The organism is Zoogloea sp. 1C4, assembly GCF_009469605.1.
GTDB lineage: Bacteria > Pseudomonadota > Gammaproteobacteria > Burkholderiales > Rhodocyclaceae > Zoogloea > Zoogloea oryzae.
Genome location: NZ_SSXU01000012.1, coordinates 93435 through 115967 on the forward strand (window position 1 = coordinate 93435; position 22533 = coordinate 115967).

At 66.3% G+C, this 22533-nt stretch carries 24 protein-coding genes; 9 read left to right on the plus strand and 15 right to left on the minus strand.

Features of this window, described 5'->3' with window-relative positions; all coding sequences use genetic code 11:
• Positions 1-27 precede the first annotated feature (27 nt).
• The 7 genes from GH681_RS15075 to GH681_RS15105 form a co-directional block, all read right to left on the minus strand.
• A complete protein-coding gene (locus GH681_RS15075; protein ID WP_153162316.1) occupies positions 28-849 on the minus strand; it encodes an ABC transporter permease in 822 nt (273 codons plus the stop codon).
• A gap of 121 nt (positions 850-970) precedes the next feature.
• Complete coding sequence (locus tag GH681_RS15080) at positions 971-1777, minus strand: phosphonate ABC transporter ATP-binding protein (RefSeq protein WP_153162317.1); 807 nt, start codon at positions 1775-1777, stop codon at positions 971-973.
• Positions 1778-1828: 51 nt separating this feature from the next.
• Positions 1829-2710 (minus strand): putative selenate ABC transporter substrate-binding protein, encoded by an 882-nt coding sequence (locus GH681_RS15085; protein ID WP_153162318.1) that lies wholly within the window; start codon positions 2708-2710, stop codon positions 1829-1831.
• A 216-nt stretch (positions 2711-2926) separates the two neighbouring features.
• Positions 2927-3832, minus strand: coding sequence for a DMT family transporter (locus GH681_RS15090; RefSeq protein WP_153162319.1), 906 nt, complete (start codon positions 3830-3832; stop codon positions 2927-2929).
• A 69-nt stretch (positions 3833-3901) separates the two neighbouring features.
• The gene (locus GH681_RS15095) at positions 3902-4849 is read right to left on the minus strand and encodes an AEC family transporter (RefSeq protein WP_153162320.1); all 948 of its coding nucleotides are present in this window, start codon (positions 4847-4849) and stop codon (positions 3902-3904) included.
• Positions 4850-4929: 80 nt separating this feature from the next.
• A complete protein-coding gene (locus tag GH681_RS15100; RefSeq protein WP_153162321.1) occupies positions 4930-6741 on the minus strand; it encodes a GspE/PulE family protein in 1812 nt (603 codons plus the stop codon).
• A gap of 87 nt (positions 6742-6828) precedes the next feature.
• Entirely contained in the window at positions 6829-7032 is a 204-nt protein-coding gene (locus tag GH681_RS15105) for a hypothetical protein (RefSeq protein ID WP_153162322.1), read from the minus strand.
• Positions 7033-7211: 179 nt separating this feature from the next.
• Between GH681_RS15105 and GH681_RS15110 the strand changes: the two genes are divergently transcribed.
• Together GH681_RS15110 and GH681_RS15115 are read left to right on the plus strand one after the other, a co-directional pair.
• Complete coding sequence (locus GH681_RS15110) at positions 7212-7496, plus strand: helix-hairpin-helix domain-containing protein (protein ID WP_153162323.1); 285 nt, start codon at positions 7212-7214, stop codon at positions 7494-7496.
• A gap of 124 nt (positions 7497-7620) precedes the next feature.
• Positions 7621-7887 (plus strand): hypothetical protein, encoded by a 267-nt coding sequence (locus tag GH681_RS15115; RefSeq protein WP_228111924.1) that lies wholly within the window; start codon positions 7621-7623, stop codon positions 7885-7887.
• Between the two features lie 36 nt (positions 7888-7923).
• Here GH681_RS15115 and GH681_RS15120 read toward each other — a convergent pair whose 3' ends face one another.
• From GH681_RS15120 to GH681_RS15130, 3 genes are all read right to left on the minus strand, one after another.
• The gene (locus GH681_RS15120) at positions 7924-9057 is read right to left on the minus strand and encodes an alanine--glyoxylate aminotransferase family protein (RefSeq protein ID WP_153162324.1); all 1134 of its coding nucleotides are present in this window, start codon (positions 9055-9057) and stop codon (positions 7924-7926) included.
• Positions 9058-9100: 43 nt separating this feature from the next.
• Positions 9101-9574, minus strand: a complete 474-nt coding sequence (locus tag GH681_RS15125) for an SRPBCC family protein (RefSeq protein WP_153162325.1) — start codon at positions 9572-9574, stop codon at positions 9101-9103.
• 386 nt (positions 9575-9960) lie between these two features.
• A complete protein-coding gene (locus GH681_RS15130) occupies positions 9961-10230 on the minus strand; it encodes a hypothetical protein (protein WP_153162326.1) in 270 nt (89 codons plus the stop codon).
• Between the two features lie 296 nt (positions 10231-10526).
• Here GH681_RS15130 and earP point away from each other — a divergent pair, with 296 nt between their 5' ends.
• The 7 genes from earP to GH681_RS15165 all read left to right on the plus strand — a co-directional run bounded on the left by earP (position 10527) and on the right by GH681_RS15165 (position 15905).
• On the plus strand, positions 10527-11672 hold the full coding sequence (gene earP / locus GH681_RS15135) for an elongation factor P maturation arginine rhamnosyltransferase EarP (RefSeq protein ID WP_153162327.1): 1146 nt from the start codon (positions 10527-10529) through the stop codon (positions 11670-11672).
• Positions 11673-11728: 56 nt separating this feature from the next.
• Positions 11729-12289, plus strand: a complete 561-nt coding sequence (gene efp, locus GH681_RS15140) for an elongation factor P (RefSeq protein WP_153162328.1) — start codon at positions 11729-11731, stop codon at positions 12287-12289.
• Positions 12290-12463: 174 nt separating this feature from the next.
• The gene (locus GH681_RS15145) at positions 12464-12862 is read left to right on the plus strand and encodes a hypothetical protein (RefSeq protein ID WP_153162329.1); all 399 of its coding nucleotides are present in this window, start codon (positions 12464-12466) and stop codon (positions 12860-12862) included.
• Positions 12863-12931: 69 nt separating this feature from the next.
• A complete protein-coding gene (locus GH681_RS15150) occupies positions 12932-13474 on the plus strand; it encodes a YaeQ family protein (RefSeq protein ID WP_153162330.1) in 543 nt (180 codons plus the stop codon).
• Positions 13475-13633: 159 nt separating this feature from the next.
• Positions 13634-14326 carry a hypothetical protein gene (locus GH681_RS15155; protein ID WP_153162331.1) on the plus strand — a complete coding sequence of 231 codons (693 nt, stop codon included), beginning with the start codon at positions 13634-13636 and terminating at the stop codon, positions 14324-14326.
• Between the two features lie 11 nt (positions 14327-14337).
• Positions 14338-15303: a DUF3365 domain-containing protein gene (locus tag GH681_RS15160; RefSeq protein ID WP_153162332.1), complete on the plus strand. Its 966-nt coding sequence runs from the start codon at positions 14338-14340 to the stop codon at positions 15301-15303.
• A gap of 5 nt (positions 15304-15308) precedes the next feature.
• Positions 15309-15905, plus strand: coding sequence for a hypothetical protein (locus GH681_RS15165; protein ID WP_153162333.1), 597 nt, complete (start codon positions 15309-15311; stop codon positions 15903-15905).
• Between the two features lie 8 nt (positions 15906-15913).
• Here GH681_RS15165 and GH681_RS15170 read toward each other — a convergent pair whose 3' ends face one another.
• The 5 genes from GH681_RS15170 to aas are packed head-to-tail and all read right to left on the minus strand — an operon-like array spanning position 15914 to position 22521.
• The gene (locus GH681_RS15170) at positions 15914-17794 is read right to left on the minus strand and encodes an MFS transporter (protein ID WP_153162334.1); all 1881 of its coding nucleotides are present in this window, start codon (positions 17792-17794) and stop codon (positions 15914-15916) included.
• A complete protein-coding gene (locus GH681_RS15175) occupies positions 17791-19023 on the minus strand; it encodes an amidohydrolase family protein (protein ID WP_153162335.1) in 1233 nt (410 codons plus the stop codon). The genes GH681_RS15170 and GH681_RS15175 overlap by 4 nt, the downstream gene beginning before the upstream one ends.
• On the minus strand, positions 19020-19556 hold the full coding sequence (gene rrtA / locus GH681_RS15180) for a rhombosortase (protein WP_153162336.1): 537 nt from the start codon (positions 19554-19556) through the stop codon (positions 19020-19022). Before rrtA ends, GH681_RS15175 begins: the two co-directional genes overlap by 4 nt.
• On the minus strand, positions 19546-20367 hold the full coding sequence (gene rhlP / locus GH681_RS15185; protein ID WP_153162337.1) for a rhombotarget lipoprotein: 822 nt from the start codon (positions 20365-20367) through the stop codon (positions 19546-19548). The genes rrtA and rhlP overlap by 11 nt, the downstream gene beginning before the upstream one ends.
• Before the next feature lie 15 nt (positions 20368-20382).
• Positions 20383-22521: a bifunctional acyl-ACP--phospholipid O-acyltransferase/long-chain-fatty-acid--ACP ligase gene (aas, locus tag GH681_RS15190; protein ID WP_153162338.1), complete on the minus strand. Its 2139-nt coding sequence runs from the start codon at positions 22519-22521 to the stop codon at positions 20383-20385.
• Positions 22522-22533 lie beyond the last annotated feature (12 nt).

A 22533-nucleotide genomic window follows, 5' to 3' on the forward strand; every position in this document is an offset into this window, starting at 1 on the left:
TGAAGTCCGACCTACGGAAGCCCACGCTCATGCCAGCCTCCGCCGCAGCAGCTCGGAGATGGCGTCGGCCGCCACCACCAGCGCCAGAAAGGTGGCCAGGATGGTCGCCGCCTCGCCGCCGTTGAGCATCTTCATGGACTGGTCCATCAGCTGACCAAGCCCGCCGGCGCCCACGAAGCCCATCACCACCGAGGCGCGCACCGCGCACTCCCAGCGATACACGGTGTAGGAGACCAGCTCCTGCCCGGCGTTGGGCAGCAGGCCGTAGCAGAAGGCCGCGAGGCGTCCGCTGCCGGCTTCGAGCAGGGCGCGGGTGGGCTGGTCGTCGGTGGATTCGAGGATCTCGCCATACACCTTGCCGAGCATGCCGCCGTAGGTGATGCCCAGCGCCAGCACGCCGGCCGCCGCGCCCAGGCCGAAGACGCGCACGAAAAGCAGCGCCCACACCAGCTCCGGCACCCCGCGCAGCACCGCCAGCACGGCCCGCACCAGCGCCCGCAGCAACTGGCCGATCCAGCCGCCGCGCCCCGGCCCGAGGCGCGACACCGACAGGCTGCGGGTCATCGCGAGGCCCAGCGGCACCGCCAGCACGAAAGCCACCGCCACGCCGGCGGTAGCCATCGCCAGGGTCTCGATGGTCGCCTTGCCGAGCAGGGCGAGGAAATCTGGTGAAGTCTCCATCGGCAGGAACCCGCCGACGAAATGCCCCATCGCATTGAGGTTGCCGTCGTCGAACAGCGCCGCCGGACGGAAATCGGTGAGCCGCAGGAGCGGCCACAGCAGCACCAGCGCCACGAGCGTCCAGCCCAAGCGGGGCAGGGCGGCAGGATCGCGGACGGAGGCGCTCATCGCCCCTGGCTCCGCCGATCCTGTAGGTCGGACTTCAGTCCGACATCACGCGTCGAGCATGCAGGGAATTGTCGGACTGAAGTCCGACCTACAGCCGGATTCACGAAAAACAGCATCCCGCTCATGAGCAACGCAGCGGCGAAAGGTCGACGATTGCCGAGGCCGGTGCCCCGGCGATCGGCAGCCCGCCCTCGGCGGCGTAGAGCTCGCGCAGCTGGCCCTCGGTCACCTGACTCGCCGGCAGGTCGAACAGCACGCCGCTATCCTTCACGCCCACCACCCGCGGAAAGTGCCGCAGGGCCAGATCCACCGCGTGCAGGCTCGCCACCAGGGTCACGCGGCGGCGGCTGGCTTCTTCGTTCAGCAGGGCCACGGTGAGTTCGGACAGCGCCGGGTCCATCGCCGACACCGGCTCGTCGGCCAGCAGCAGGTCGGGCTGCTGGTAAAGCACGCGGGCCAGGGCCACCCGCTGCAGTTGGCCGCCGGAGAGGCGGTCGCAACGCTCGAAGAGCTTGTCGGCCAGATCGAGGCGGGCGAGTTCGCGCCGCGCGCCTTCGGCGTCCGCCGGCAGCACCAGCGAGGCGAGGGATTTCCACAGCGGCCACTGACCCAGCCGGCCGGCCAGCACGGCCGTCACCACCCGCTGGCGGGGCGGGATCGGCGGGGCCTGATGGACGAGGCCGATGCGCGCGCGCAGCTGGCGGAGCACAGCCGGCGACGCCGCCCACGGGTCGCCACCTTCCATCCGCAGCCGCCCCCCGCTCGGGCGCAGGGCCGCGGCGAGCACCCGCAGCAGGGTGGTCTTGCCGGCACCGGACGCGCCGATCAGCGCGACCCGCTCGCCGGCCTCGACATGCAGGTCGATCCAGCGCAGGGCCTGGTGGCCGTTGGCATGGACGAGGCCCACGCCTTCGAGGGAGAGGTTCATGGTGATCCTTGGGCGGCCCGGCGGGGAAAGCCTCATGCCGGGCGGCGCGCCTTACTTCAGCAGGCCGGCGGCCTGGGCGGCGCTTTCGATGCCCTTGTAGTTCTCCGCCTTGGTGGGGATGAACTTGCTGGCGCGCTGCAGGGCCATGATTTCCTTGTGGGCCGGGTTGGCCGGGTCGAGCTTCAGGAAGGCCTGCTTGAGCTTTTCCTGGATCTTCGGGTCGAGATCGCCGCGCACCGTCCAGTTGTAGTCGAAGTAGGGCGGCGTGGTGGCGAAGACGCGGACCTTGCTGGTATCCACCTTCTTCTGCTCGACCAGCTTGTCCCACACCGAGGTGTTGAGCACGCCGGCATCCACCTTGCCGCCCTGCACGAAGGCCACGGTGGCGTCGTGGGCGCCGGAGAAGGCGACCGTCTTGAAATCCTTGTCCGGGTTGATGCCTTCCTGGCCCAGGAAGTAGCGCGGCATCAGGTGGCCGGAGGTGGACGAGGGCGCGCCGAAGGCGAAGGTCTTGCCCTTCAGGTCGGCGAAGGTCTTGATGCTGTCGCTGGCGGTGATGAAGCGCGAGGTGAACTTCGCGTCCTCGGCCCGCTGGACCAGCGGCACGGCGGTGCCGCCGGTGCGGATCCTGGCCTGCACGAAGGTGAAACCGCCCAGCCAGGCCATGTCGAGCTTGCGGGTAGCGAGGGCTTCGACCACCGCGGCGTAGTCGGTCACCGGCACGAAGACGACCTTCATCCCGGTTTCCGCTTCGAGGTACGCGCCCAGCGGGGCGAACTTGCGCTGCAGCTCGGTGGGCGCTTCGTCGGGGATCGCGGAGACGCGCAGCACGTCCTCGGCCTGGGCGGCGAAGGGCACGCCAGCAGCGGCAGCCAGGGCGGAAACGGCAAAGGCACGCAGCAGCGCGCGCCGGGCAAAGGGCACGGAAGTCATCGACAGCTCCTCGAAACGGCATCGCAACACGACGCCAGCCGCCGGGACGGGGGAGAACGGCCCCGGCTTAAGTTTCCGGGGCCGGCACATGGCAGCCCCGCTCGTCACACATCAGGCGGTACACAGACCGCGGGGCGGACTATAGCGACGGACACCGCCGGAGTGAACAGGCCAGACGCACCCCGACCGAAAACATCGCCCTCCGGGGCGGGCGGTTCAGGTCCTCGCCGCCTGCCGGCTGGCCAGCCAGCCGAACAGCGACAACAGCGCCAGCCCGCCGCCGATCAGCACGATGCCGGCCACCTCGCTGGCCGCAAAGGCCTCGCCCAGCGTTAGCCGCGACGACAGGATCGCCACCACCGGCGTTCCGAGCACCGACAAGCTCGCCTCCCACGCCGGCACCCGGTCGAGGATCCACACCCACAGCCACCAGCACAGGGCCACGCTCGCCACTGACAGGAAGGTGAGGATCAGCACGTAGTCCATCGTCCAGTGGGTCGGCTCACCGGGCAGCACCGCGGCGATGATCGCCAGCGGGATCGAGCCGAAGATCATCTGCCACATGGTGAGCACCAGCAGATCCACAGGACGCGCCTGACGCAGCCGCTTGATGAGGATGGTACCCACGGCCCAGCACAGGGCCGCGCCGAGCCCCAGCGCCTTGCTGAGCAGGCTGGTGTGCATGTTCCAGGGCTCGATGATCAGCATCAGCCCGCCCAGGGTGCTGGCGGCCGCCAGCCACTGCTTGCCGCGCACCCGCTCGCCCAGCAGCGGCCAGCCCAGCAGCAGCGTCCAGATCGGCATCGTGAAGATCAGCACCGCGGTCTTGCCCGGGCCGCCTTCCACCAGCGCGGAGGTCTGCAGCAGCGTGAAGCCGGCCACCTGCACCAGCCCGATCAGCACCGTCGCCCCCGGCGCCGCCAGCCGCATCGACTTGCCCGACAGGCGCACCGCGAGGATCAGCGCCAGGGTGCCGCCCACGCAGCGCTGGGCCGCCACCGCAAAGGGTGACGCGTAAGTCAGCGCCTGCTTGATGAGCACCCAGGTGTAGCCCCAGGTACAGGACAGCACGATCAGCGCGATCGCCGGCAGGAAACGGCTCAACGGGGAAGACGAAGGCATCGGCGACTCACGGAAAGGCAAAGCGGAAAGACCGCCTGCAGCAGGCGGAGTTCGCGGCGGCGGGCCGAATCACGGAGGCGTCGCGCCCATCAGGGCCAGCGCCAGGGGCGTGGTCACCGACGACAGGGCGGTGGACAGGATCAGGCTGCCCGCCACCGGCCCCTCGATCAGCTTGAACTGGCGGGCCATCAGATACACGTTGGCGCCCACCGCCAGGGACGCCAGCATCACCACCACCTGGGTCTCCATGGTTGGCAGGCCGAGCGCCCGGGCCAGCAGCCAGACGATGGCCGGCTGTACCACCAGCTTCAACGCGCTGATCGCGGTGCTGATCCGCCAGCCTTCGCGCACGCCGTATTCGGCCAGCCCCATGCCCAGCACGATCATCGCCATCGGCGCGGCGGCCTGGCCGATCATCGCCAGCGGCCGGTCGATCAGATCCGGCACCGCGAGCCCCGACACCCCGAACAGGCTGCCCGACAGGATGCTCGCCACGATGGGGTTGGTGAGCACGCCGCGCAGGGTCTTGGCGAAGCCCTTCACCGAGAAGCTGCCGTGGCGAGCCCACTCGATGTTGATCGTCACCAGCGTCCACAGGATCAGCGAGTTGAACACCAGCACCAGCGCCACCGACGGCATCGCCGCATCGCCCAGCGCCACCTTGGCGAGGGGAATCCCCAGAAACACGTTGTTCGAGAACACCCCGCCCATCGCGAAGATCGACTGGGCCTGACCATCCAGGCCGAACAGCTTCCAGCTCACCACCCGGCCGATCGCGAAGACGATCACGCAGCTGCCGAAGAAGGCGATCAGCAGGCGCGCATCCACCGGCGGCAGGCGCGACAGGTCGCTCATCATGTGAAACAGCATCGCCGGCATCGCCACCGAGAACACGAAGCGCGAGAGGTTCTCGGACATCGCCTTCGGCCAGCCGGAAAAACGCATCAGCCCATAGCCGATGAAGACCAGCGCGAAGAAGGGCGCAGCCAGATTGAGCTGGTGGAGAAAACCGGACATCGGAGGCGCAAGCGCAGATCGAAACCGCGCAGCCTAACCGATCTTGCTGCGCTGCGTCAGTTGCGGTTTGCCCGAGGGCCTCAGTGTCCTTCGTCGTCGGCGGGCGGGGCGACCTTGACCACTTCCTCGAGGGTCGTGATGCCCGCCGCCACCTTGGCCGCGCCGGAAAGACGCAGCGGCCGCATCCCTTCGCGGATCGCCAGGTCGCGCACCCGGGCCAGATCGAGATCGGCCGACACCACCTTGCGGATCTCCGGTGACATCAGCAGGATTTCGTACAGCCCGATGCGCCCCATGAAGCCGGTCATCCGGCATTCCATGCAGCCCACCGCCCGGTGGATGCGCGGCGGCCGGGCGACCTTCCAGGGCGCCACCAGGTGATCCCAGATCGCCTCTTCCTCGGGCGTCGGCGGGTGGGCCGCCTTGCAGTGGGGGCACAACACCCGCACCAGGCGCTGGGCCATGATGCCCAGCAGGGTGGCGTTGAGGAGATAGGCCGGCGCACCCAGATCGAGCATCCGGGTGATCGCCGACGGGGCGTCGTTGGTGTGCAGCGTGGACAGCACCAGATGCCCGGTGAGCGCCGCCTGGATCGCCATCTCGGCGGTCTGCAGGTCGCGGATCTCGCCGACCATGATGATGTCCGGGTCCTGCCGCATCAGCGCCCGCACGCCCTCGGCAAACCCCAGGTCGATGGCCTGATGAACCTGCATCTGGTTGAAGGCCGGCTCCACCATCTCGATCGGGTCTTCGATGGTGCAGACATTCACCTCCGGCGTGGCCAGCTGCTTGAGCGTCGAATACAGCGTGGTCGTCTTGCCTGAACCGGTAGGGCCGGTGACCAGGATGATCCCGTTGGGCCGGCCGGAGATCGACTTCCAGCGCGCCTCGTCCTGCTCCGAGAAGCCCAGCTCGACCATGTTGCGCACCAGCACCTCCGGATCGAAGATGCGCATCACCAGCTTCTCGCCAAACGCGGTGGGCAGCGTGGCGAGGCGCAGCTCGACCTCCTTGCCGCTGGCCACCCGGGTCTTCACCCGGCCGTCTTGAGGCCGACGCTTTTCCACCACGTCCATCCGGCCGAGGATCTTGATCCGGCTGGTCATCGCCACCAGCACCGGCATCGGCATCTGATAGACCTGATGCAGCACCCCGTCGATGCGGAAGCGCACCACGCCCATGTCGCGCCGGGGCTCGATGTGGATGTCGCTGGCGCGCTGCTCGAAGGCGTACTGCCACAGCCAGTCGACGATGTTGATGATGTGGCGGTCGTTGGCGTCGTACTGGCGGTTGCTGGCCTGGCCGATCTCCACCAGCTGCTCGAAGCTCGACAGGCTGCTGCCGCCCCCGTGGCCGGCACTGCTCTGCACGGCGTTCTTCACCGAGCGGGCGAGGTTGTAGAACTCGACCAGATAGCGCGCCACGTCGGCCGGGTTGGCCACCACCCGGCGGATCTCCTTCTTCAGGATGCCGGCTACTTCCCGCTCCCATTCGCGCAGAAAGGGCTGGGTCGTCGCCACCACCACCTCCCGCAGGCCCACCTGAACCGGAAGCACGCCAAAGCGCGTCGCGTAGGCCGACGACATCACCGCGGTGACTGCGGCGAAATCGATCTTGAGGGGGTCGATGCGGTAGTAGTCGAGCTTGACCCGCCCGGCCAGCCACTCGGTCAGCTCCTCCGCGCCCAGCGGGCGGTGGGGCGGCTGCCTCGACGGCCACTTCTGGCGGCCCACCAGCAGCAGCGGGTGGATGTCTTCCGGCTTTCGCGCCTGGGACGCCAGCAGCGCCTCGGCGTCCATCTGCGCGACAAGCCCGTCGCCCACCAGCATGTCGAGCACTTCGACAAGGGTCAGGCGGTGTTCGCGGGCGGTCTGGGCGGTGGCGGCGTGCATCGGCGGGGGACGATCGGGATTCAGGGCGAAAGATAACCCCGAACCCGCCTCCGCCGGCGGAAATTTGCCCAGCTTTACGCCAGCGGCTTACCAGCGCCGGCCGTAGTCTCCGCCCCGGTCACGATCCCAGCCGTGGCGCGGGCCACCGTGACCGGGGTAGGGCGGCACCACCACCACCGGTGGCTCCACGTAGCGCGGATGGCGATGGCCGTAGTAGCCCGGGGCCGGCGGCGCAACGATGCAGCCGCCAAGGGAAGCGGCGAGGAGAACAGTGGCGATCAGGCGTTTCATGGAGCGCTCCAGCGAGGATGTCCCCCTTCAACGCGCGAACCTGCCATCGGTTATGGCGAAAACAGTCTCCAAATGTTGCCGGACGTGCAGGCGACAACGAAATCAGTCATGAAAATTCCGCTTGCATTTAGTGTTATTTCTTACAGTAAAATACAAAGGTCATTTAACCGGAGAGCATCATGAAAAACATCCTGTCCCGCCTTGTGTGCGCCCTCGGTCTCGGCCTTGCCGGCATCAACCTCGCCTTCGCGGCGGTCAACATCAACACCGCCACCCCGGCCGACCTCGACGGCGTGAAGGGCATCGGCCCGTCCAAGGCCCAGGCCATCGTCGATTACCGCAGCAAGCACGGCCCGTTCAAGAGCCTGGACGACCTGAAGAACGTGAAGGGCTTTGGCGAAAAGAGCATCGCCAAGCTGAAGGGCGAACTGAGCGTGGCTGGCGGCGAAGGCGCAAAGAAGTAAGGCCTTCCGCCCCCGATGACGGTGGCTGCCGGCATGGCGCCACCGTCACCTCCCGGTAACCACCCCGAACCCGCTCCGGACGGCGCAGAATGGCCGCTGGCCTGCCTTTTTTCCGGAGAAAACCATGCCAACCAGACCACAAGATCCGCAATCCGGCCGTCGCTTTCCATCCCGCGCCCTGCCGGGCAGCGTGGTGTCCGTCGCCGCCTCCTTGCTGCTGTGCGCCTGCGGCCTTGGCGATGTCGGCAGCAGCGCCGCCACCGCCGCGAAGCTCAAGGCCCAGGAGGCCGAACAGGCCAAGGCCGCCCAGGTCCAGATCACCAACCAGCTCGACGCTGCCCAGCAACAGGCCGAGCAGCGCCGGAAAGAAATCGAGGCAGCCACCCGCTAGGGCCGACTGCCTCGCTGGCACATCCGGAGGCTGGAATCAGCCGCGGATCACCGTCTCCAGCGCCGCCAGGCACAGGGCGATGTTGGATGCGCGGCTCGAGTGGCCCATCAGGCCGATGCGCCACACCTTGCCGGCCAGGGCGCCGAGGCCGGCACCGATCTCCAGCCCGAATTCGTTCAGCAGACGGGCCCGACAGGCGGCCTCATCCACGCCCTGCGGCACCCACACCGTGTTGAGCTGCGGCAGACGCGCGTCTTCCCGCACCACAAAATCCAGCCCCAGCTTCTGCAGACCCGCCGCCAGACGCAGGTGATTGTCGCGATGGCGCTGCCAGGCCGCCTCCAGGCCTTCCTCGGCGAGGATCACCAGGGATTCGTGCAGGCCGTACAGCGGATTGACCGGCGCGGTGTGGTGGTAGGTGCGCTTGGCGCCGCTCCAGTAGCCCAACACCAGGCCCAGATCCTGGAACCAGCTCGGGCAGGGCGTCGTGCGGGCGCGGATGCGCGCCACCGCGGCTTCCGAAAAACTCACCGGCGACAGGCCCGGAGTGCACGACAGGCACTTCTGGCTGCCCGAATAGGCCGCGTCGATGCCCCACTCGTCCAGCAGCACCGGCACGCCGCCCAGGGACGTGACGCAGTCCATGATCGTCAGCGCGTCGTGGCGACGGGCGATGGCCGCCAGGGTTGCCGCATCCGACAGGGCGCCGGTGGACGTCTCGGCGTGCACGAAGGCAAACAGCCGGGCATCCGGATTGGCCTTGAAGGCGTCCTCGACCTTGGCCGGATCCACCGGCGAGCCCCACGCATCCTCGACGATCACCGGCGTGCCGCCCAAGCGCCGCACGTTTTCCACCATCCGGCCGCCGAACACGCCGTTCACGCACACGATGACCTTGTCACCCGGGGTCACCAGATTGACGAAACAGGTCTCCATGCCCAGCGAACCCGGCCCGGAAACCGGGAAAGTCAGGTCGTTGCGGGTCTGGAAGGCATAGCGCAGCAGCGTCTTCACCTCGTCCATCATGCCGACGAAGCTCGGATCCAGATGGCCGACGGTGGGCCGGGCAAGGGCGGAAAGCACCCGCGGCGGCACGTCGGAAGGCCCCGGGCCCATCAGGGTGCGCACCGGCGGCTGGAAGGATTGGATCGCGGGTCGTTCGATAGTCATGGGATCTCCTGCTGTTCTTGTCTTTTCGTGATCTGGCGGGCGCCTACTGGGGCCGGCCGTTGGCGGCGATCATCCGGATGATGCGAACGGTGTCCACGTCCGATTCCCGGTAGGCGGACTTGACGAACTCCGACACCTGCAGGAATTCGCCCGGTTCCATGCCCTCGGGCAGCGTGGTTTCGTAGGTGAAACGCAGGAACAGCCGCCCGGGCTCGGGCTGACCGAGGCTGATCGTCAGCCTGCCGCCGGCGTGTTCGGCGTTCGCAGCGGATTCGAAGCACACCCAGTCGTGCAGCGCGAAGGTCACCGTGTCGCGGATGCGGACCTGGCCGAAATACAGTTCCCGTTCGACCCGGTCGGCGCTGCGGGACAGGATCACACAGCGTTCCAGTCCGGGCAGGAAGACCGTGGGTTCGTCGACCCGGTACATCAGGCCGTCCCACACCTGTTCGCGGCTGAGGGGTTCGATGAGCGGATTGAGAGGGTCGTTGATCTCGATGAGGTGTTCGAAACGCAAGGCTCGCTCCGGAAGTCAGCTGCGCAGTGTATCGGTTCCGGTATCGCGCCGTCAGCCTGATCAGGGCTGAATTTAACGCCTCACACCAAAAAAGTTTTGAACGCCCATTTTGGGCTCAGGTTTGGCGAGCTGGCTGCAGAACTGGGTTTTATAAGTTTTCTATTTATATAAAAGATACTGTTAACTATGCTCGGGCTGTTTCTGTGGATAACCCGATAAAACCGTTTTAGCTCAAACCTTTGTTCACTTGAAAAAGCTCTGGAAAGGGCGCCTGTTAACGCTTGGACGAATTGGGGAGGGTTTTTCAGCCTGGTGCTGAATCACTGCTTGCCCACAGTTTGTACCCGCCCTGTCCGCCGCTTTGTGCACAGTTTGGCTGCCGGAACTCACAGCATCCGGGGCATCGGGTACTTGCGGGCAAAGTAGGTGTAGGCCTTGCGCAGGTCCCGCTCCCGGAAGATGTCGTGGCTCTCGGCCGCCTGGGCGATCTGATCCCGGAACATCTCGTGCAGTGTGTGGATGCCCCGTTCGGTGCGAAGCAGCTCGCGCGCCAGGGCGGTGGCCTGGGCGTCGGAAAGCTGGGTGGTTTCGTTGACGATCTGGACGGTTTCGTTGTCCAGGTCGATGAAATCCCTGAGATCGATGATCGACAGCATTGCGGTTACCTCTCTTGTTTCTGACTCCGGCCAGCGCCGTACTGGCCCCTGTGGTCTCCGCAACAGGGTGTTGTTAGTTTTTATTTATATGTAAACACTGTTTACGTTAACGCTTTCCGGTTTTCTGTGGAAAACCCCCTTTAGTCTAACGCATTCAGCCACTTGGGCAGTTCATAAGTCTGTCGACACGGCAGGGCACGAAGTGTGTGCGGATTGTTGAGGAATTTCAGCCTCGCGCCGTTTACCCGGTTTGTGCACAATCTGTCAGTCCACCTTTCCCCGGTTTGTCCCCAGCCTTGACCCTCTCCCATTCTCCAGCGCCCTGCTGGGACATCTTTTGCGCCGTTGTGGATAACTTTGGTGACGTAGGTGTCTGCTGGCGGCTTGCCCGTCAACTGGCGGCCGAACACGGCATCGCTGTCCGCCTGTGGATCGACGACCTGAAAAGCGCCTGCCGCCTGGTGCCGTCGGTGCTTCCGGGGCTGGATGTGCAGCAGGTCGAAGGGGTGGAGATCCGCCACTGGACCGCGCCCTTTCCGGACGTGGAACCCGGCGCGGTGGTGGTCGCGGCCTTTGCGTGCGGCCTGCCCGATGGCTTTGTCGACGCGATGGCCCGGCGCGATCCGAAACCGGTGTGGATCAATCTCGAATACCTGAGCGCGGAAGACTGGGTGGCCGGCTGCCATCGCCTGCCGTCGCCCCATCCGCGCCTGCCCTTGCGGCAGCACTTCTTCTTTCCCGGGCTGGATCGGCAGACCGGCGGCCTGCTCCGCGAGGCAGACTACGACGCCCGCCGGGCGCGCTTCTCGCCAGCCGATTTCTGGCGTGGCCTGGATCTGCTGCCGCCCGCTCCCGACGAGCTGCGGGTGTCGCTGTTCTGCTACGAAACGCCGGCTCTGGGCGAGCTGCTCGAACTCTGGCGCCAGGGGCCGACGCCGGTCACCTGCCTGGTGCCGGAAGGGCGGGCGCTGCCTTGCGTGGCACCGATCTTCGGCCTCACCGACCTGCGTGCCGGCGACCGCCTGGTGCGCGATGCCCTGACCGTGCAGATCCTGCCCTTCGTCGCCCAGCCCCGGTACGACGAGCTGCTGTGGGCCTGCGATCTCAATTTCGTGCGCGGTGAGGATTCGTTCGTTCGCGCCCAGTGGGCGGCGCATCCCTTCGTTTGGCACATCTACGTGCAGGACGAGGATGCCCACCTCGAAAAACTGGATGCCTTCCTGGCCCGCTTCCGGCCGGGGCTGGAACCGGCCGCCGCCGAGGCCGTCACCGCCTTCTGGCAGGCATGGAACCGGGGACAGGGCGTTGCCGGAGCCTGGCTGGCTTTCCGGCAGGCGCTGCCCGCGCTGGCCGCCCAAGGCAAGGCATGGTCGAGCGGTCTGCGCGAGGCGGGCGAGCTCGCCCAAAACCTGGTGCAGTTCTGTAAAGATAAGATAGAATAATAAGTTACCTTTTATCCGTGGCACGTGCCGCGATCAACAGCACAGCAGGAAACAGCATGAAAACCGCAATGGAACTCCGCTCCGGCAACGTGATCATGGTGGGCAGCGACGCCCTCGTGGTTCAGAAGGCCGAATACAACAAGTCTGGCCGTAACGCCGCTGTTGTGAAGATGAAGCTCAAGAACCTGCTCACCGGCGCCCCGTCCGAGTCGGTTTACAAGGCTGACGACAAGTTCGAGATCGTCGTCCTCGATCGCAAGGAAGTGACCTACTCCTACTTCGCCGATCCGATGTACGTCTTCATGGATGCCGAGTACGAACAGTACGAAGTCGAAGCCGAGAACATGACCGACGCGCTCAAGTACCTGGTCGACGGCATGCCCTGCGAAGTGGTGTTCTACAACGGCAAGGCCATCTCCGTGGAACTGCCGACCACCGTCGTCCGCGAAGTCGAATACACCGAACCCGCCGTCAAGGGCGACACCTCCGGCAAGGTCCTGAAGCCCGCCCGCATCGCCCCCAGCGGCTTCGAGCTGTCGGTTCCGGCCTTCGTGGAAATCGGTGACAAGATCGAAATCGACACCCGCACCGACGAATACCGCAACCGCGTGAAGTAATCCTGGTGCAGCTGTCCGTCGAAAGAGGCCCGTCAGGGCCTTTTTCTTTGTCGGCCGATGTCATCCAATCGGCGGGTTCATGCGTTACGATGTCGCGTGCATTTGCAGTCGGGCACCCTGCCCCGACCCCGCTCACCCGAGCACCCCCTCAACATCCTGTTGGAGACTCATCCGATGAATACCCGTTCCGTTCTTCTCGCCGCCCTCCTCGCCATTGGCCTTGCCGCCTGTTCCAAGAAGGAAGAGCCCGCGCCCGCCCCGGCTCCGGCCCCCGCCGTTGCCGACGCCGCCAAGGAAGCTGCCCAGAAGGCTGAAGAAGCCGCCAAGCAGGCCGCCGAAGCTGCCAAGAGCGCTGCCGGCTCCGCCACCGATGCAGCCAAGGACGCCGCTGGCGCTGCGAAGGAAGCTGGCAAGGAAGCCGTCGACGCCAGCAAGGAAGCTGCGAAGGATGCCGTTGCTGCCGCCAAGGACGCAGCCAGCTCCGCCAAGGAAGCTGGCAAGGAAGCGGCCGCCGCGACCGCTGACGCTGCCAAGGAAGCCGCCGACAAGGCCAAGGCTGCCGTCGGCAAGTAAGCCGTCCGTCCAGCAGTCGAAACCGGGCCTTGTGCCCGGTTTTTCTTTTTCTGACCGAGTATTCCGTTCATGGCCCTCAAGTCCACCATCTTCCGCGCCACCCTCAACGTCTCCGACCTCGATCGTGGCTACTACGCCGAGCACGGGCTCACCATCGCCCGGCATCCCTCCGAGACCGACGAACGGATGATGGTGCGCATCCTCGCTTTCGCCCTCAATGCCGACGAGCGCCTGCAGTTCGGACGGGGCATCTCCACCGACGACGAACCGGCCCTGTGGCTGAAGGACGACACCGGCCGGATCCTCAAATGGATCGAGGTCGGTCTGCCTGACGAACGCCTGCTGCGCCGCGCCGCAGGACGGGCCGATGAAGTCATCGTACTGGCCTACGGTGGCCGCACCGTCGATATCTGGTGGCAAAAGGAAAGCGCGACTCTCAGCCGCCTTCAGAACCTGAAGATTTTTTCGCTGAATGTGGAAAGTTCCCGCGCACTCGCCGGATTGGCCGAGCGCTCCATGGAATTAGGCTGCACCATTCAAGATGGGGAAGTCTGGTTTTCAGCCGGGGAAAAAACCCTGTCGATTATTCCGGAATCTATTTTCGCGAATTGATTGGTTTTAATGAATTATTGACATGTTTTGAATTAACCCAATTTGGTTCAATTCATCGGAATGTCGGTCGTGATTTCCGTCACATAGATCGAAGGTTATAGAAGGGAATTCCGTTCGCCTCTTTGCATAATTTGACAATCATTTGTCAGATTGTGATTCATGGACCGCCACGAAGTCGAAACGCACCTTGTCGGTGATTTTCATGACATCTCGCTTCATGAACTTGCGAACCGGGAATTCCCCATGTCGACAGCTGTTCTGTTTGTTACCACCGATGCCAGGGTCGTTCCGCCGGGCCTCGTGAAGGTCGCGAAGATCACCGATTCCGTCGAGGACGCGCTCAGGATGTGCGCATCCGCGAGCTTCGGTGCGGTCTTCTGCGACGCAGCGTCCCTGGCCAATGGCGGCAGCGGGTTCCGCCTCGGAAGGCAGATGCGCCGCAATGGCATCGCGACGCCGCTATTCCTCATGACGAATTCGCTGCTTTCCGGCATGGAAGGCATGGCCGTCGCTTCTGGTGCGACGGGATTCATCAGCCGCACGGCAGCGGCAATTCTCGATGCGCTCAAGTCGGTTGCGATGGGGGTCGTCCCATCCGCCGAGCCCGCCCCGAAAGCGGTGGCGAGAATCGATCAGCCTCTTCCCGAAATTGACGTCGTGATAGAAGGCGCGCGAATCCTGCTCAGGAAATACGCGGGTCCGGTCGCCAGCATGATGGTCGATGACGTTCTCGACGAGCTCTATTCAAAACATCCCGATGGTGTTCCTGTCGGTGTCTTTGCCGAAGCTGTTGCCGCCCATGTGAATAGCGGCAAGGCGCGGTCCGATTTTCTCCGTGAATTGCTGGCCTGACCGAAATCTCCATGAACGTCTTCAAGAAACTCTCCCTTTCCTATCAATTCACGCTGATCCTGATCGTGCTGGCGCTCGTGGCGGCAATGGCCAGCTATCTCATCGGCTCATCCGTTTATGTGAGCGAGATCCGCAACCAGGCCCGCACCGTGGCGGACATGGTGGATAACTTTGGCCAATGGGCCACCCGTTACCGCGGCGTGTGGGTGAAGGACGATCCCCGCGATCCCAAACTGCAGGTGGGCAGCTTCCTGGAGCGCGAGGCGTCTTCGACGGCGGCTGGCGGCGATTCGACCATGTCGAACCTGGCTGCCTTCCATCGCAAGAACCCCGCGCTGGTGCAGCGCGAGCTGTCGGACATCACGATGGCTTCGCCGGCGAAGGCCAAGTTCCGGATGACGTCCGACCGGTTCATGAACCCCAACAATGCGCCGTCCGAATTCGACAAGGTGGCGATGAACGCGATCCGCGAATCCGGGGCAACCGAGTACAGCGAAGTCCGCGACGGCCAGCTGCTGTATGCCCGCCGCCTGGTGGCGGAAAAGGGCTGTCTGCGCTGCCACGGGGTGCCCGCCGAGGCGCCGCCCGCGGTTGCTGCGCTCTACCCTGGGCCCCAGGGCTACGGCTATGAGGAAGGCAAGCTCGCCGGCGTGATCAGCGTGGCGATTCCCCTGGAATTCAGCTTTGCCGGCTTCGTTCAGCGCTTCGACCGCCAGGTGTGGCTGGCGCTGGGGGCGATCGCTGTCGGCGTGGCCGGTCTGCTGCTCTTCATCCGTCAGCAGGTGATCGTGCCGGTCCGTAAGGTGCGGGAGTTTGCCCTCGCGGCGTCCAACTCCGAGCCCGGAGCCAAGCTCGACAAGGTGGAGTTCGTCGAGGGTGAGCACGCCTCGGCCAACGAAATCCACGAACTCAATACGGCGGTCAAGGCGATGCACACCTCGATCGAATATCTCTACCGCAAGATGACTAAGCGCTGATAACCATGGAACTCACCATCGATCCCGTGGCAACGTCCCGGATGTTCATGATCTACCTTCACCTGCTCGCCCTGGCGGGTGCAGCCTCGGCCGTGGCCATTGGTGATTACGCGATCTTCGGGCGCGAGCGCATTGATTCGGGCCTGCTCCAGCGGGCAGCTGTTTTTGCAACGATTGCCCTTGCCGTGCTGTGGGCTACCGGCGTGGCGATCGTCGTTCTTGATCTTGGTCTCGATTTTGACGCGCTGCTCGGCAAGCCCAAGTTGCTGGCCAAGCTCACCGTTGTGGCGGTGCTCACCATCAACAGCCTGGCCCTGCATCTGGTGGCGTTTCCGACCTTCAGGAGTAGCCATCATGACGCCCTGAAGGCCGCCACGCTGCCCTCGGTGTTTGGGGCGATCAGCGCCTCATCGTGGATCTACGCGGCGTTCATCGGGGTGGCCAAGCCGCTCACCAACGCCTTCGGCTACAGCGGCTTCATCGCGCTCTTCGTCGTGATCCTGGTGTGTGCGGTCACGATGGCGGTGGTGCTCGTCCGGCCCCGTCTGGCGTCGCGGCTGGGGGGCAACGTGCAACCGATCCGGGCCGTCATGGCGGCCTGAGCGGCGTCTTACTTCCAGTCGCCGCGAAGCATCGCAACCTGCAGCTGAACCTGCGGCAGGCTGGCGGTTTCCGGCGGCAGGGCTGGCCCGGCCACCAGCTCGATGCGGCTGAACAGGCCGCGCCGGAAAGGGCGCGACAGGGCCGGGCCGTCCTTGCGCGAGAACATGCTGCCCCACAGCCCGCGCAGGGCCATCGGCACCACCGGCACCGGGTTGGCGTCAAGGATGCGCGCAAGCCCCGGACGGAACGGGCACAGCTCGCCATCGGCGGTGATCTTCCCTTCCGGAAACAGCCCGATCAGCTCGCCCTCGGCCAGCGCCTTCGACACTTCGGCGAAGGCCGCTTCCATCATCACCGCGTCTTCCTTGGCCGGTGCGATCGGGATAGCCCGGCTGTGGCGGAACACGAACGACAGCACCGGCCAGCGGAAGATCCGGTGGTCCATCACGAAGCGGATTGGCCGCCGGCACGCCGCCGCGATCACCAGCGCATCCACGAAGCTCACGTGGTTGCACACCAGCACCGCCGGCCCTTCGGCCGGAATGTGCTCGATGCCTTCGGTGCGCAGGCGATACACGCTATGCACCAGCAGCCACACGATGAAGCGCAGCAGGAACTCCGGCACCAGCCGGTAGATGTAGATCGCCACCGCCGCGTTCATCAGCGCCGCCACGCCGAACAGCATCGGGATCGTCAGCCCGGCGCCCAGCAGCGCCCCGGCCGACAGGGCGCCAACCACCATGAACAGCGCGTTGAGGATGTTGTTGGCGGCGATGATCCGCGCCCGTTGGGCCGGCGCCGAGCGGCTCTGCATCATCGCGTAGAGCGGCACGATGAAGAAGCCGCCGAACACCCCCAGCATCAGCAGCGCCAGCAGCACCCGGAACATGCCCGGCTGGGCCAGCACCGCGCCGATCGCCAGTGGCGCCCCGGCTGGCACCACCGACGGCGAGGCCAGCGCGATGTCCAGCCCGAACAGGGTGAGCCCGATCGAACCGAAGGGCACCAGCCCGATCTCCACATGACCGCCGGAGAGCTTCTCGCACAGCAGCGAGCCCAGCCCGATGCCGATCGTGAAGGTGGCCAGCAGCAGCGTCACCGTGCCCTCGCCGCCGCCCAGCACGTTCTTCGCGTAGGCCGGAAACTGGGCCAGGAACAGCGCGCCGTACAGCCAGAACCACGAGATCCCCATGATCGCCAGAAACACCGGTCGATCCTTGCGGGCGAAGCCGATGTTGCGCCAGGTCTCGGAGATCGGGTTGGGATTGACCTTCAGCCCGGGTTCCGGTGCCGGGGCCGGCGGCACGCCACGGCTGGTGAGATAGCCCGCCACCGCCACCACCAGCCCGCCACCGGCAATCCACAGGTCACCGTGGTCGGCCGCCGCCAACAGCCCGCCCACCAGTGTGCCGAGCAGGATCGCCACGAAGGTGCCCGCCTCGACCAGCGCATTGCCGCCGACGAGCTCGTCTTCGTGCAGGTGCTGGGGTAGCAGCGCGTACTTCACCGGCCCGAACAGTGTGGAATGACAGCCGAGCAGGAACAGCGCGCCCAGCAGCACCGTCAGGCTGTGGGCCAGGAAGCCCGCGAGCGCCACCGCCATGATGGCGATCTCCAGCACCTTCACCAGCCGGGTGAGGTACGCCTTGTCGTACTTGTCGGCGAGTTGGCCGGCGCTGGCCGAGAACAGGAAGAATGGCAGGATGAAGATCCCCGCCGCCAGGTTGGCCAGCAGCGCCGGGTCGATGGTCGTCCAGCTGGCCGCCTGGAAGGTGAGCAGCACCACCAGCGCGTTCTTGAACAGGTTGTCGTTGAACGCCCCGAGAAACTGGGTCAGGAAGAACGGGCGGAAGCGCTGCTCGCGGAGCAGGCGGAACTGGGAACTCATGGGGTTTTCCGGTCGAAGAAGGCCCGCGTCTCGAAGACGCCGGTGGCAAAACGTTGGGCCCCCGCGCGCAGCGTGCGCTTGAGGACGAAATCGAAAAGCAGCGGATTGTGCTCGCGAATGGTTTCAAGCACCGGCACGGCGTGGGCCGGCAGGAGTTTTTCGGCCGCCAGCTGGGCCGGCGAGACCAGCGGCAGGATGCCGGGCAGTGGATAGTCGGTGCCGAACAGCAGACGGGCATGCCAGTCGTCGCGCTCGACGAGCTGGCGGATCACGTCGATGCGCCGGTTGCGCAGGGTGATCGCAGAGATGTCGCCAAAGAGCCGGCCCTCGGCGCGCGGTTCGGCCATCAGCCGGGCGAAGAGATCGAAGCTGGCGACCTTGCCGCCATGCAGGCGGTCTTCGTCGCGATCTTCGCCGAGGGTTGCGCAGTGGGCGACGACCACCCGCACGCCGTGATCCAGCGCCCGGCGCAGGCGCAGCGGGTTGCCCCATTCCGGCCGGCCGGCGCCGTGGACGGCCTTCTCCTCGCCGGCGTGGGTGATGAGCGGCAGGTCGAGCCGGGCCAGCGCCGTGTAGAAGCGGTCGCAGGCCGGCGAGGCCGGGTCGATGCCCATGGCTGGCGGCAGCCATTTCACCGCCCGGGCGCCATCGCGCGCGGCGGCTTCCAGCGCCTCGACGCAGTCTTCCCGCAGCGGGTGGATCGAGCAGGCCCACTCGAAGTAAGCCGGATGGGCGCGGGCCACGTCGCGGGCGTAGCGGTCGGGCACGTGGAAGGCGGTGAGATCGGGGCGTGGCCGGCCGCTGGCGTCGTGGGTCTGCTCGAAGGCGAAGAGCACCAGCTTGAAGCTCGGCCGCATGCCGTCGGCCAGGTTGTGCAGGCGTTCCACGTAGCTCTGGTCCACCCGGCCCTGCGCCTCGTGGGCGCAGCCGGCGTTGAGGTAGAACAGGCGCTGGATGTATTCGGTGGGGTGGAGCGGGCTCAGCATCCGCGGGTTCATCTGGATGCCTCCGCCGCTGTCGCCGGTGCCGGCGAGGTGGGCGTGGACGTCCCACAGCTTGCCCGCATCGATGCCGTCCCACGCAGCGCGGACGATGTCGTGCTCGAGGACGGCCGGTGGCAACGTGGCGCGGCACGGATTCCACACCCGCTGACGGGCGGCACTGGCCGCGCCGACGCCCAGCAGCGCCGAGGCGCCCAGCCCGGCCAGCAGAAAATGACGGCGATTCATCGTGGGTTTCGTCTCAAATGAAGCCAGCCGGCGGTGGCGAGGCCCAGCAACAATCCACCCAGATGGGCCGGCCAGGCGACGGCGATGCCTTCCGGCAGGAGCGCGGATTGACTGCCGGTGAAGGCATCGAAGCCGAGCTTGGCCAGGTAGGCCGCCGCCAGAATCCGCCCGACGAGCCCGCCTTCGATTGCCGCGCCCACCACCAGCATGGCCACCAACCCGGACAGACCGCGGTAGCGCTCCAGCCCTGGCACGGCCGCCAGCAGGAAGAGGGAAAGCAGCGGCGCCACCAGCGGCAGCGCGGCCAGCCACGGGCGGATCGGCCGGCCGGCGATCACGCAGATCGCCACCGCCGCCGCCAGGTTGCCGGCCAGATGGAGCACCGACCAGTGGCAGAACTGGCCCGTCCATAGCCGCCAGAGCTGACCTTCGGCGACCGCCTGGCGGTTCAGCTCCATCGCCTCGCCCGGCAGCAGGCTGGCGACCAGCAGCAGCCCGGCGGGCAACCCCAGGCGCCAATGTTCAGCCAGCACGACGTCGGTAGATCGCCACGGCGGCCGTGACGCCAAACAGGCCCAGGCCGGCGAGCCCGCTGTCGCCGCCGGAGCTGCGCGAGGTGTGGATGATGCGGGCGGCGTTCTGCTCCTTTACCCGCTGCCGGAAGGCTTCCAGTTGGGCGTCGAGTTGCGGGATGAGCGAGTCCACCGCCTGGCGGTAGCCTTCGGTACGGGCCTCGCGGGATGCCTCGCCAAACTTGACCAGCGGCGAGCTGCCCTTGAGCTGGCTGGTGCCCGGGGCGCGGAACAGCAGCTGGCGGCTCGCCACGTCGAAAACCGACGCATCCACCAGCGTGCTCACGTCGTACTGGCTGCCGTTGACGAGATAGCCGCCGACGATGGTCCAGTAGAAGACCGACAGCCGGTTGTTGTCGCTGAACTGCATCTGGTCGTAGGACAGGAGGACGACCACATCCACGTTGAACATGCGGGCGGCCTGCTCCAGGTTGCCGAAGCCGCCGCCGCTACGCAGGTAGGTTGTCGGGATCACCTGGATGCTGTCGATGTAGGGCCGGTTGGAGAAGGCGCTCTTGACGCGGTTGAGCAGGTTGTTGCGTTCGACTTCCGGCAGGTCTCCCCTGAGGTCGCCGGGCACGAAGGCGATGCCGACGCGCAGCGGCAGGTGCAGCTCTGGGACGGTGGGCTTGAGCGCGGGCCGCTCGTTCTGCGGGTACAGATAATCCACGACGCTGGCGCGGTGGGTGCTCTCGGGGGGATTGAACCAGGTGGCGCAGCCGGTGGAAATCAGTGCTGAGGCGACGAGGGCGGCAAGGGTGCGATGACGCATGGGTTCTCCGGGTTGTCAGGCCTTCTCGGCCCATTGTTTGAGGGTGACGTAGTCGATCTTGCCGGTGCCGAGCAGCGGCAGCGCATCAACCAGGACGACCCGGCGTGGCACAGCGATCTCCGGCCAGCCGCCATCGCGGGCGGCGGCCTGGAGGCGGTCGCGGGTGAGCGTCGGATCGGTGGAAAACAGCAGGATGTTCTCGCCGCGGCTGGCGTCGGGCTGGGTCGAGGCAGCGTGAGCCGCGCCGGGCGCGGCGGCGGCGGCGAGCTTCTCGACCGCTTCGAGGGACACCATCTCGCCGGCGACCTTGGCGAAGCGCTTCACCCGGCCGACGATCTTCACGAAACCGTCGTCGTCGATCTCCACCACGTCGCCGGTTTCGTACCAGCCTTCGCCGGCGGGCGAGACGGGCGGCTGCAGCACGCCGGGCTGCTCGAAGCGGAGGTAGCCGGACATCAGGTTGGGGCCCTTCACGTGGAGCATGCCGCCGGACGGGATGCCGGGCACCGGCACCAGCTGGTGCTGGATGCCTGGCAGGAACTGCCCGACCGTGCCGCTGCGGAAGGCCATCGGCGTATTGACGGCCAGCACCGGCGCGGTTTCGGTGGCGCCGTAGCCTTCGAAGATGCGGATGCCGAACTTCTCGAACCACAGGTCGCGCACCGGCGTGGTGAGCTTCTCGGCGCCGGCGATCACGTAGCGCAGGCGGTAGAAATCGTAGGGGTGGGCAAACTTGGCGTAGTTGCCCAGGAAGGTGCTGGTGCCCAGCAGCACCGTGCAGTTGCGGTCGTAGGCGAGCTCGGGGATCACCCGGTAATGCAGCGGCGACGGGTAGAGGAAGACCTTGGCTCCAGCCAGCACCGGCAGCAGCCCACCGGCGGTGAGGCCAAAGGAGTGGAACAGCGGCAGCGCGTTGAGGATCTTGTCGTCGATGGAGAAATCCACTACCGCGCGGATCTGGGCGATGTTGGCGAGGAGCGCCCGGTGCGACAGCACCACGCCCTTCGGCTTGCCTTCGGAGCCGGAGGTGAACAGCACCACCGCGGCGTCTTCCGGCGAGCCGGCGGGCAGCGCGGCGCGGGGGAAGGGTAGCGCCCAGGCCATCAACCAGAGCTTGTCGCCGAGGGTCATCCGGTCGCGCAGATCTTCCAGCCACACCAGACGCACATCGGTGAGCGCCGCCAGCTTGTCGCCCAGCTTGGCCTGCTCGACGAACGCGCGGGAGGTGAGGATGGTGCGGATCTGCCCGGCGGTGCAGGCGGCCTGCATGCCATCGACGCCGGCGGTGTAGTTGAGCATCGCCGCCACGCGTCGGTGGGCGGTGAGGCCGAAGACCAGCCCGAGGGTGGGCGCCAGGTTGGGCAGCAGCAGGCCGACCCGCTCGCCAGGCGTGCTCTCGCGGGCCACCAGGCGGCCGAGGGCGAGGGACATCTTGATGAGATCCCGGTAGGTGTATTCGATCTGCTTCAGATCCTCGACCAGCGTGTGGCCGTGGCCCTGGATGTCGGCGGCATCGAGGATCGCCTCGAACAGGGTTTGCGTGGGGCGGGTGGCGAAGATCATGTCCTGCATCAGCCGCCGCATCGCCTCGCCAGCCTTGCGGCGACGCTGGCGGGCGGTGGACGCCACCGGCATCGGGATCGTCGTGGTGGGGCGCAGGAACAGGCTGATCTGGGGGAACAGGCGCTTCGGCACATGGGCCGCGAGCCGCGAGAAGTAGCTGCGCGCCGCGCCGTCGATGCGCACCGGGAGGATGGTCGCACCGGTCTTGGCGGCGACGAAGGCCGGGCCGTCGTAGGTCTTCATCAGGCTGCCGGTGGTCGTGATGCGCCCCTCCGGAAAGATCACCACCGGTCTTCCCTCTTCTATAAGACGGATGACCTTCTTCATGGCCATCGGGCTGGTGGGGTCGACGGCGAGGTAATCCACCAGGCTCAGCATCAGCCTGAAGAGCGGATTGCGCACCACGCCGGTGTGCACCACGAACACCGGGTCCAGGGGCAGGAACAGCCCGAGGAGCAGGCCGTCGAGGAAGGATTCGTGATTGGCCACCACCAGCAGGCGCGAGCGGACATCGGGCAGCGCTCCGGCGACCCGCACACGGAACAGCAGGCCGGCCACCCGGCGCAGAACGGACTTGACGAGATTTCGCATGATTCGTGCGGA

Coding starts and splice junctions, on each gene's coding strand:
- GH681_RS15075 (WP_153162316.1), bottom strand. CDS start 849: ATGAGCGCCTCCGTCCGCGATCCTGCCGCCCTGCCCCGCTTGGGCTGG.
- GH681_RS15130 (WP_153162326.1), bottom strand. CDS start 10,230: ATGCTGTCGATCATCGATCTCAGGGATTTCATCGACCTGGACAACGAA.
- efp (WP_153162328.1), top strand. CDS start 11,729: ATGAAAACCGCAATGGAACTCCGCTCCGGCAACGTGATCATGGTGGGC.
- GH681_RS15085 (WP_153162318.1), bottom strand. CDS start 2,710: ATGACTTCCGTGCCCTTTGCCCGGCGCGCGCTGCTGCGTGCCTTTGCC.
- GH681_RS15100 (WP_153162321.1), bottom strand. CDS start 6,741: ATGCACGCCGCCACCGCCCAGACCGCCCGCGAACACCGCCTGACCCTT.
- GH681_RS15175 (WP_153162335.1), bottom strand. CDS start 19,023: ATGAATCGCCGTCATTTTCTGCTGGCCGGGCTGGGCGCCTCGGCGCTG.
- GH681_RS15165 (WP_153162333.1), top strand. CDS start 15,309: ATGGAACTCACCATCGATCCCGTGGCAACGTCCCGGATGTTCATGATC.
- GH681_RS15080 (WP_153162317.1), bottom strand. CDS start 1,777: ATGAACCTCTCCCTCGAAGGCGTGGGCCTCGTCCATGCCAACGGCCAC.
- GH681_RS15155 (WP_153162331.1), top strand. CDS start 13,634: ATGGACCGCCACGAAGTCGAAACGCACCTTGTCGGTGATTTTCATGAC.
- GH681_RS15090 (WP_153162319.1), bottom strand. CDS start 3,832: ATGCCTTCGTCTTCCCCGTTGAGCCGTTTCCTGCCGGCGATCGCGCTG.
- GH681_RS15095 (WP_153162320.1), bottom strand. CDS start 4,849: ATGTCCGGTTTTCTCCACCAGCTCAATCTGGCTGCGCCCTTCTTCGCG.
- aas (WP_153162338.1), bottom strand. CDS start 22,521: ATGCGAAATCTCGTCAAGTCCGTTCTGCGCCGGGTGGCCGGCCTGCTG.
- GH681_RS15170 (WP_153162334.1), bottom strand. CDS start 17,794: ATGAGTTCCCAGTTCCGCCTGCTCCGCGAGCAGCGCTTCCGCCCGTTC.
- GH681_RS15110 (WP_153162323.1), top strand. CDS start 7,212: ATGAAAAACATCCTGTCCCGCCTTGTGTGCGCCCTCGGTCTCGGCCTT.
- GH681_RS15145 (WP_153162329.1), top strand. CDS start 12,464: ATGAATACCCGTTCCGTTCTTCTCGCCGCCCTCCTCGCCATTGGCCTT.
- GH681_RS15160 (WP_153162332.1), top strand. CDS start 14,338: ATGAACGTCTTCAAGAAACTCTCCCTTTCCTATCAATTCACGCTGATC.
- rhlP (WP_153162337.1), bottom strand. CDS start 20,367: ATGCGTCATCGCACCCTTGCCGCCCTCGTCGCCTCAGCACTGATTTCC.
- GH681_RS15105 (WP_153162322.1), bottom strand. CDS start 7,032: ATGAAACGCCTGATCGCCACTGTTCTCCTCGCCGCTTCCCTTGGCGGC.
- GH681_RS15150 (WP_153162330.1), top strand. CDS start 12,932: ATGGCCCTCAAGTCCACCATCTTCCGCGCCACCCTCAACGTCTCCGAC.
- GH681_RS15115 (WP_228111924.1), top strand. CDS start 7,621: ATGCCAACCAGACCACAAGATCCGCAATCCGGCCGTCGCTTTCCATCC.
- GH681_RS15120 (WP_153162324.1), bottom strand. CDS start 9,057: ATGACTATCGAACGACCCGCGATCCAATCCTTCCAGCCGCCGGTGCGC.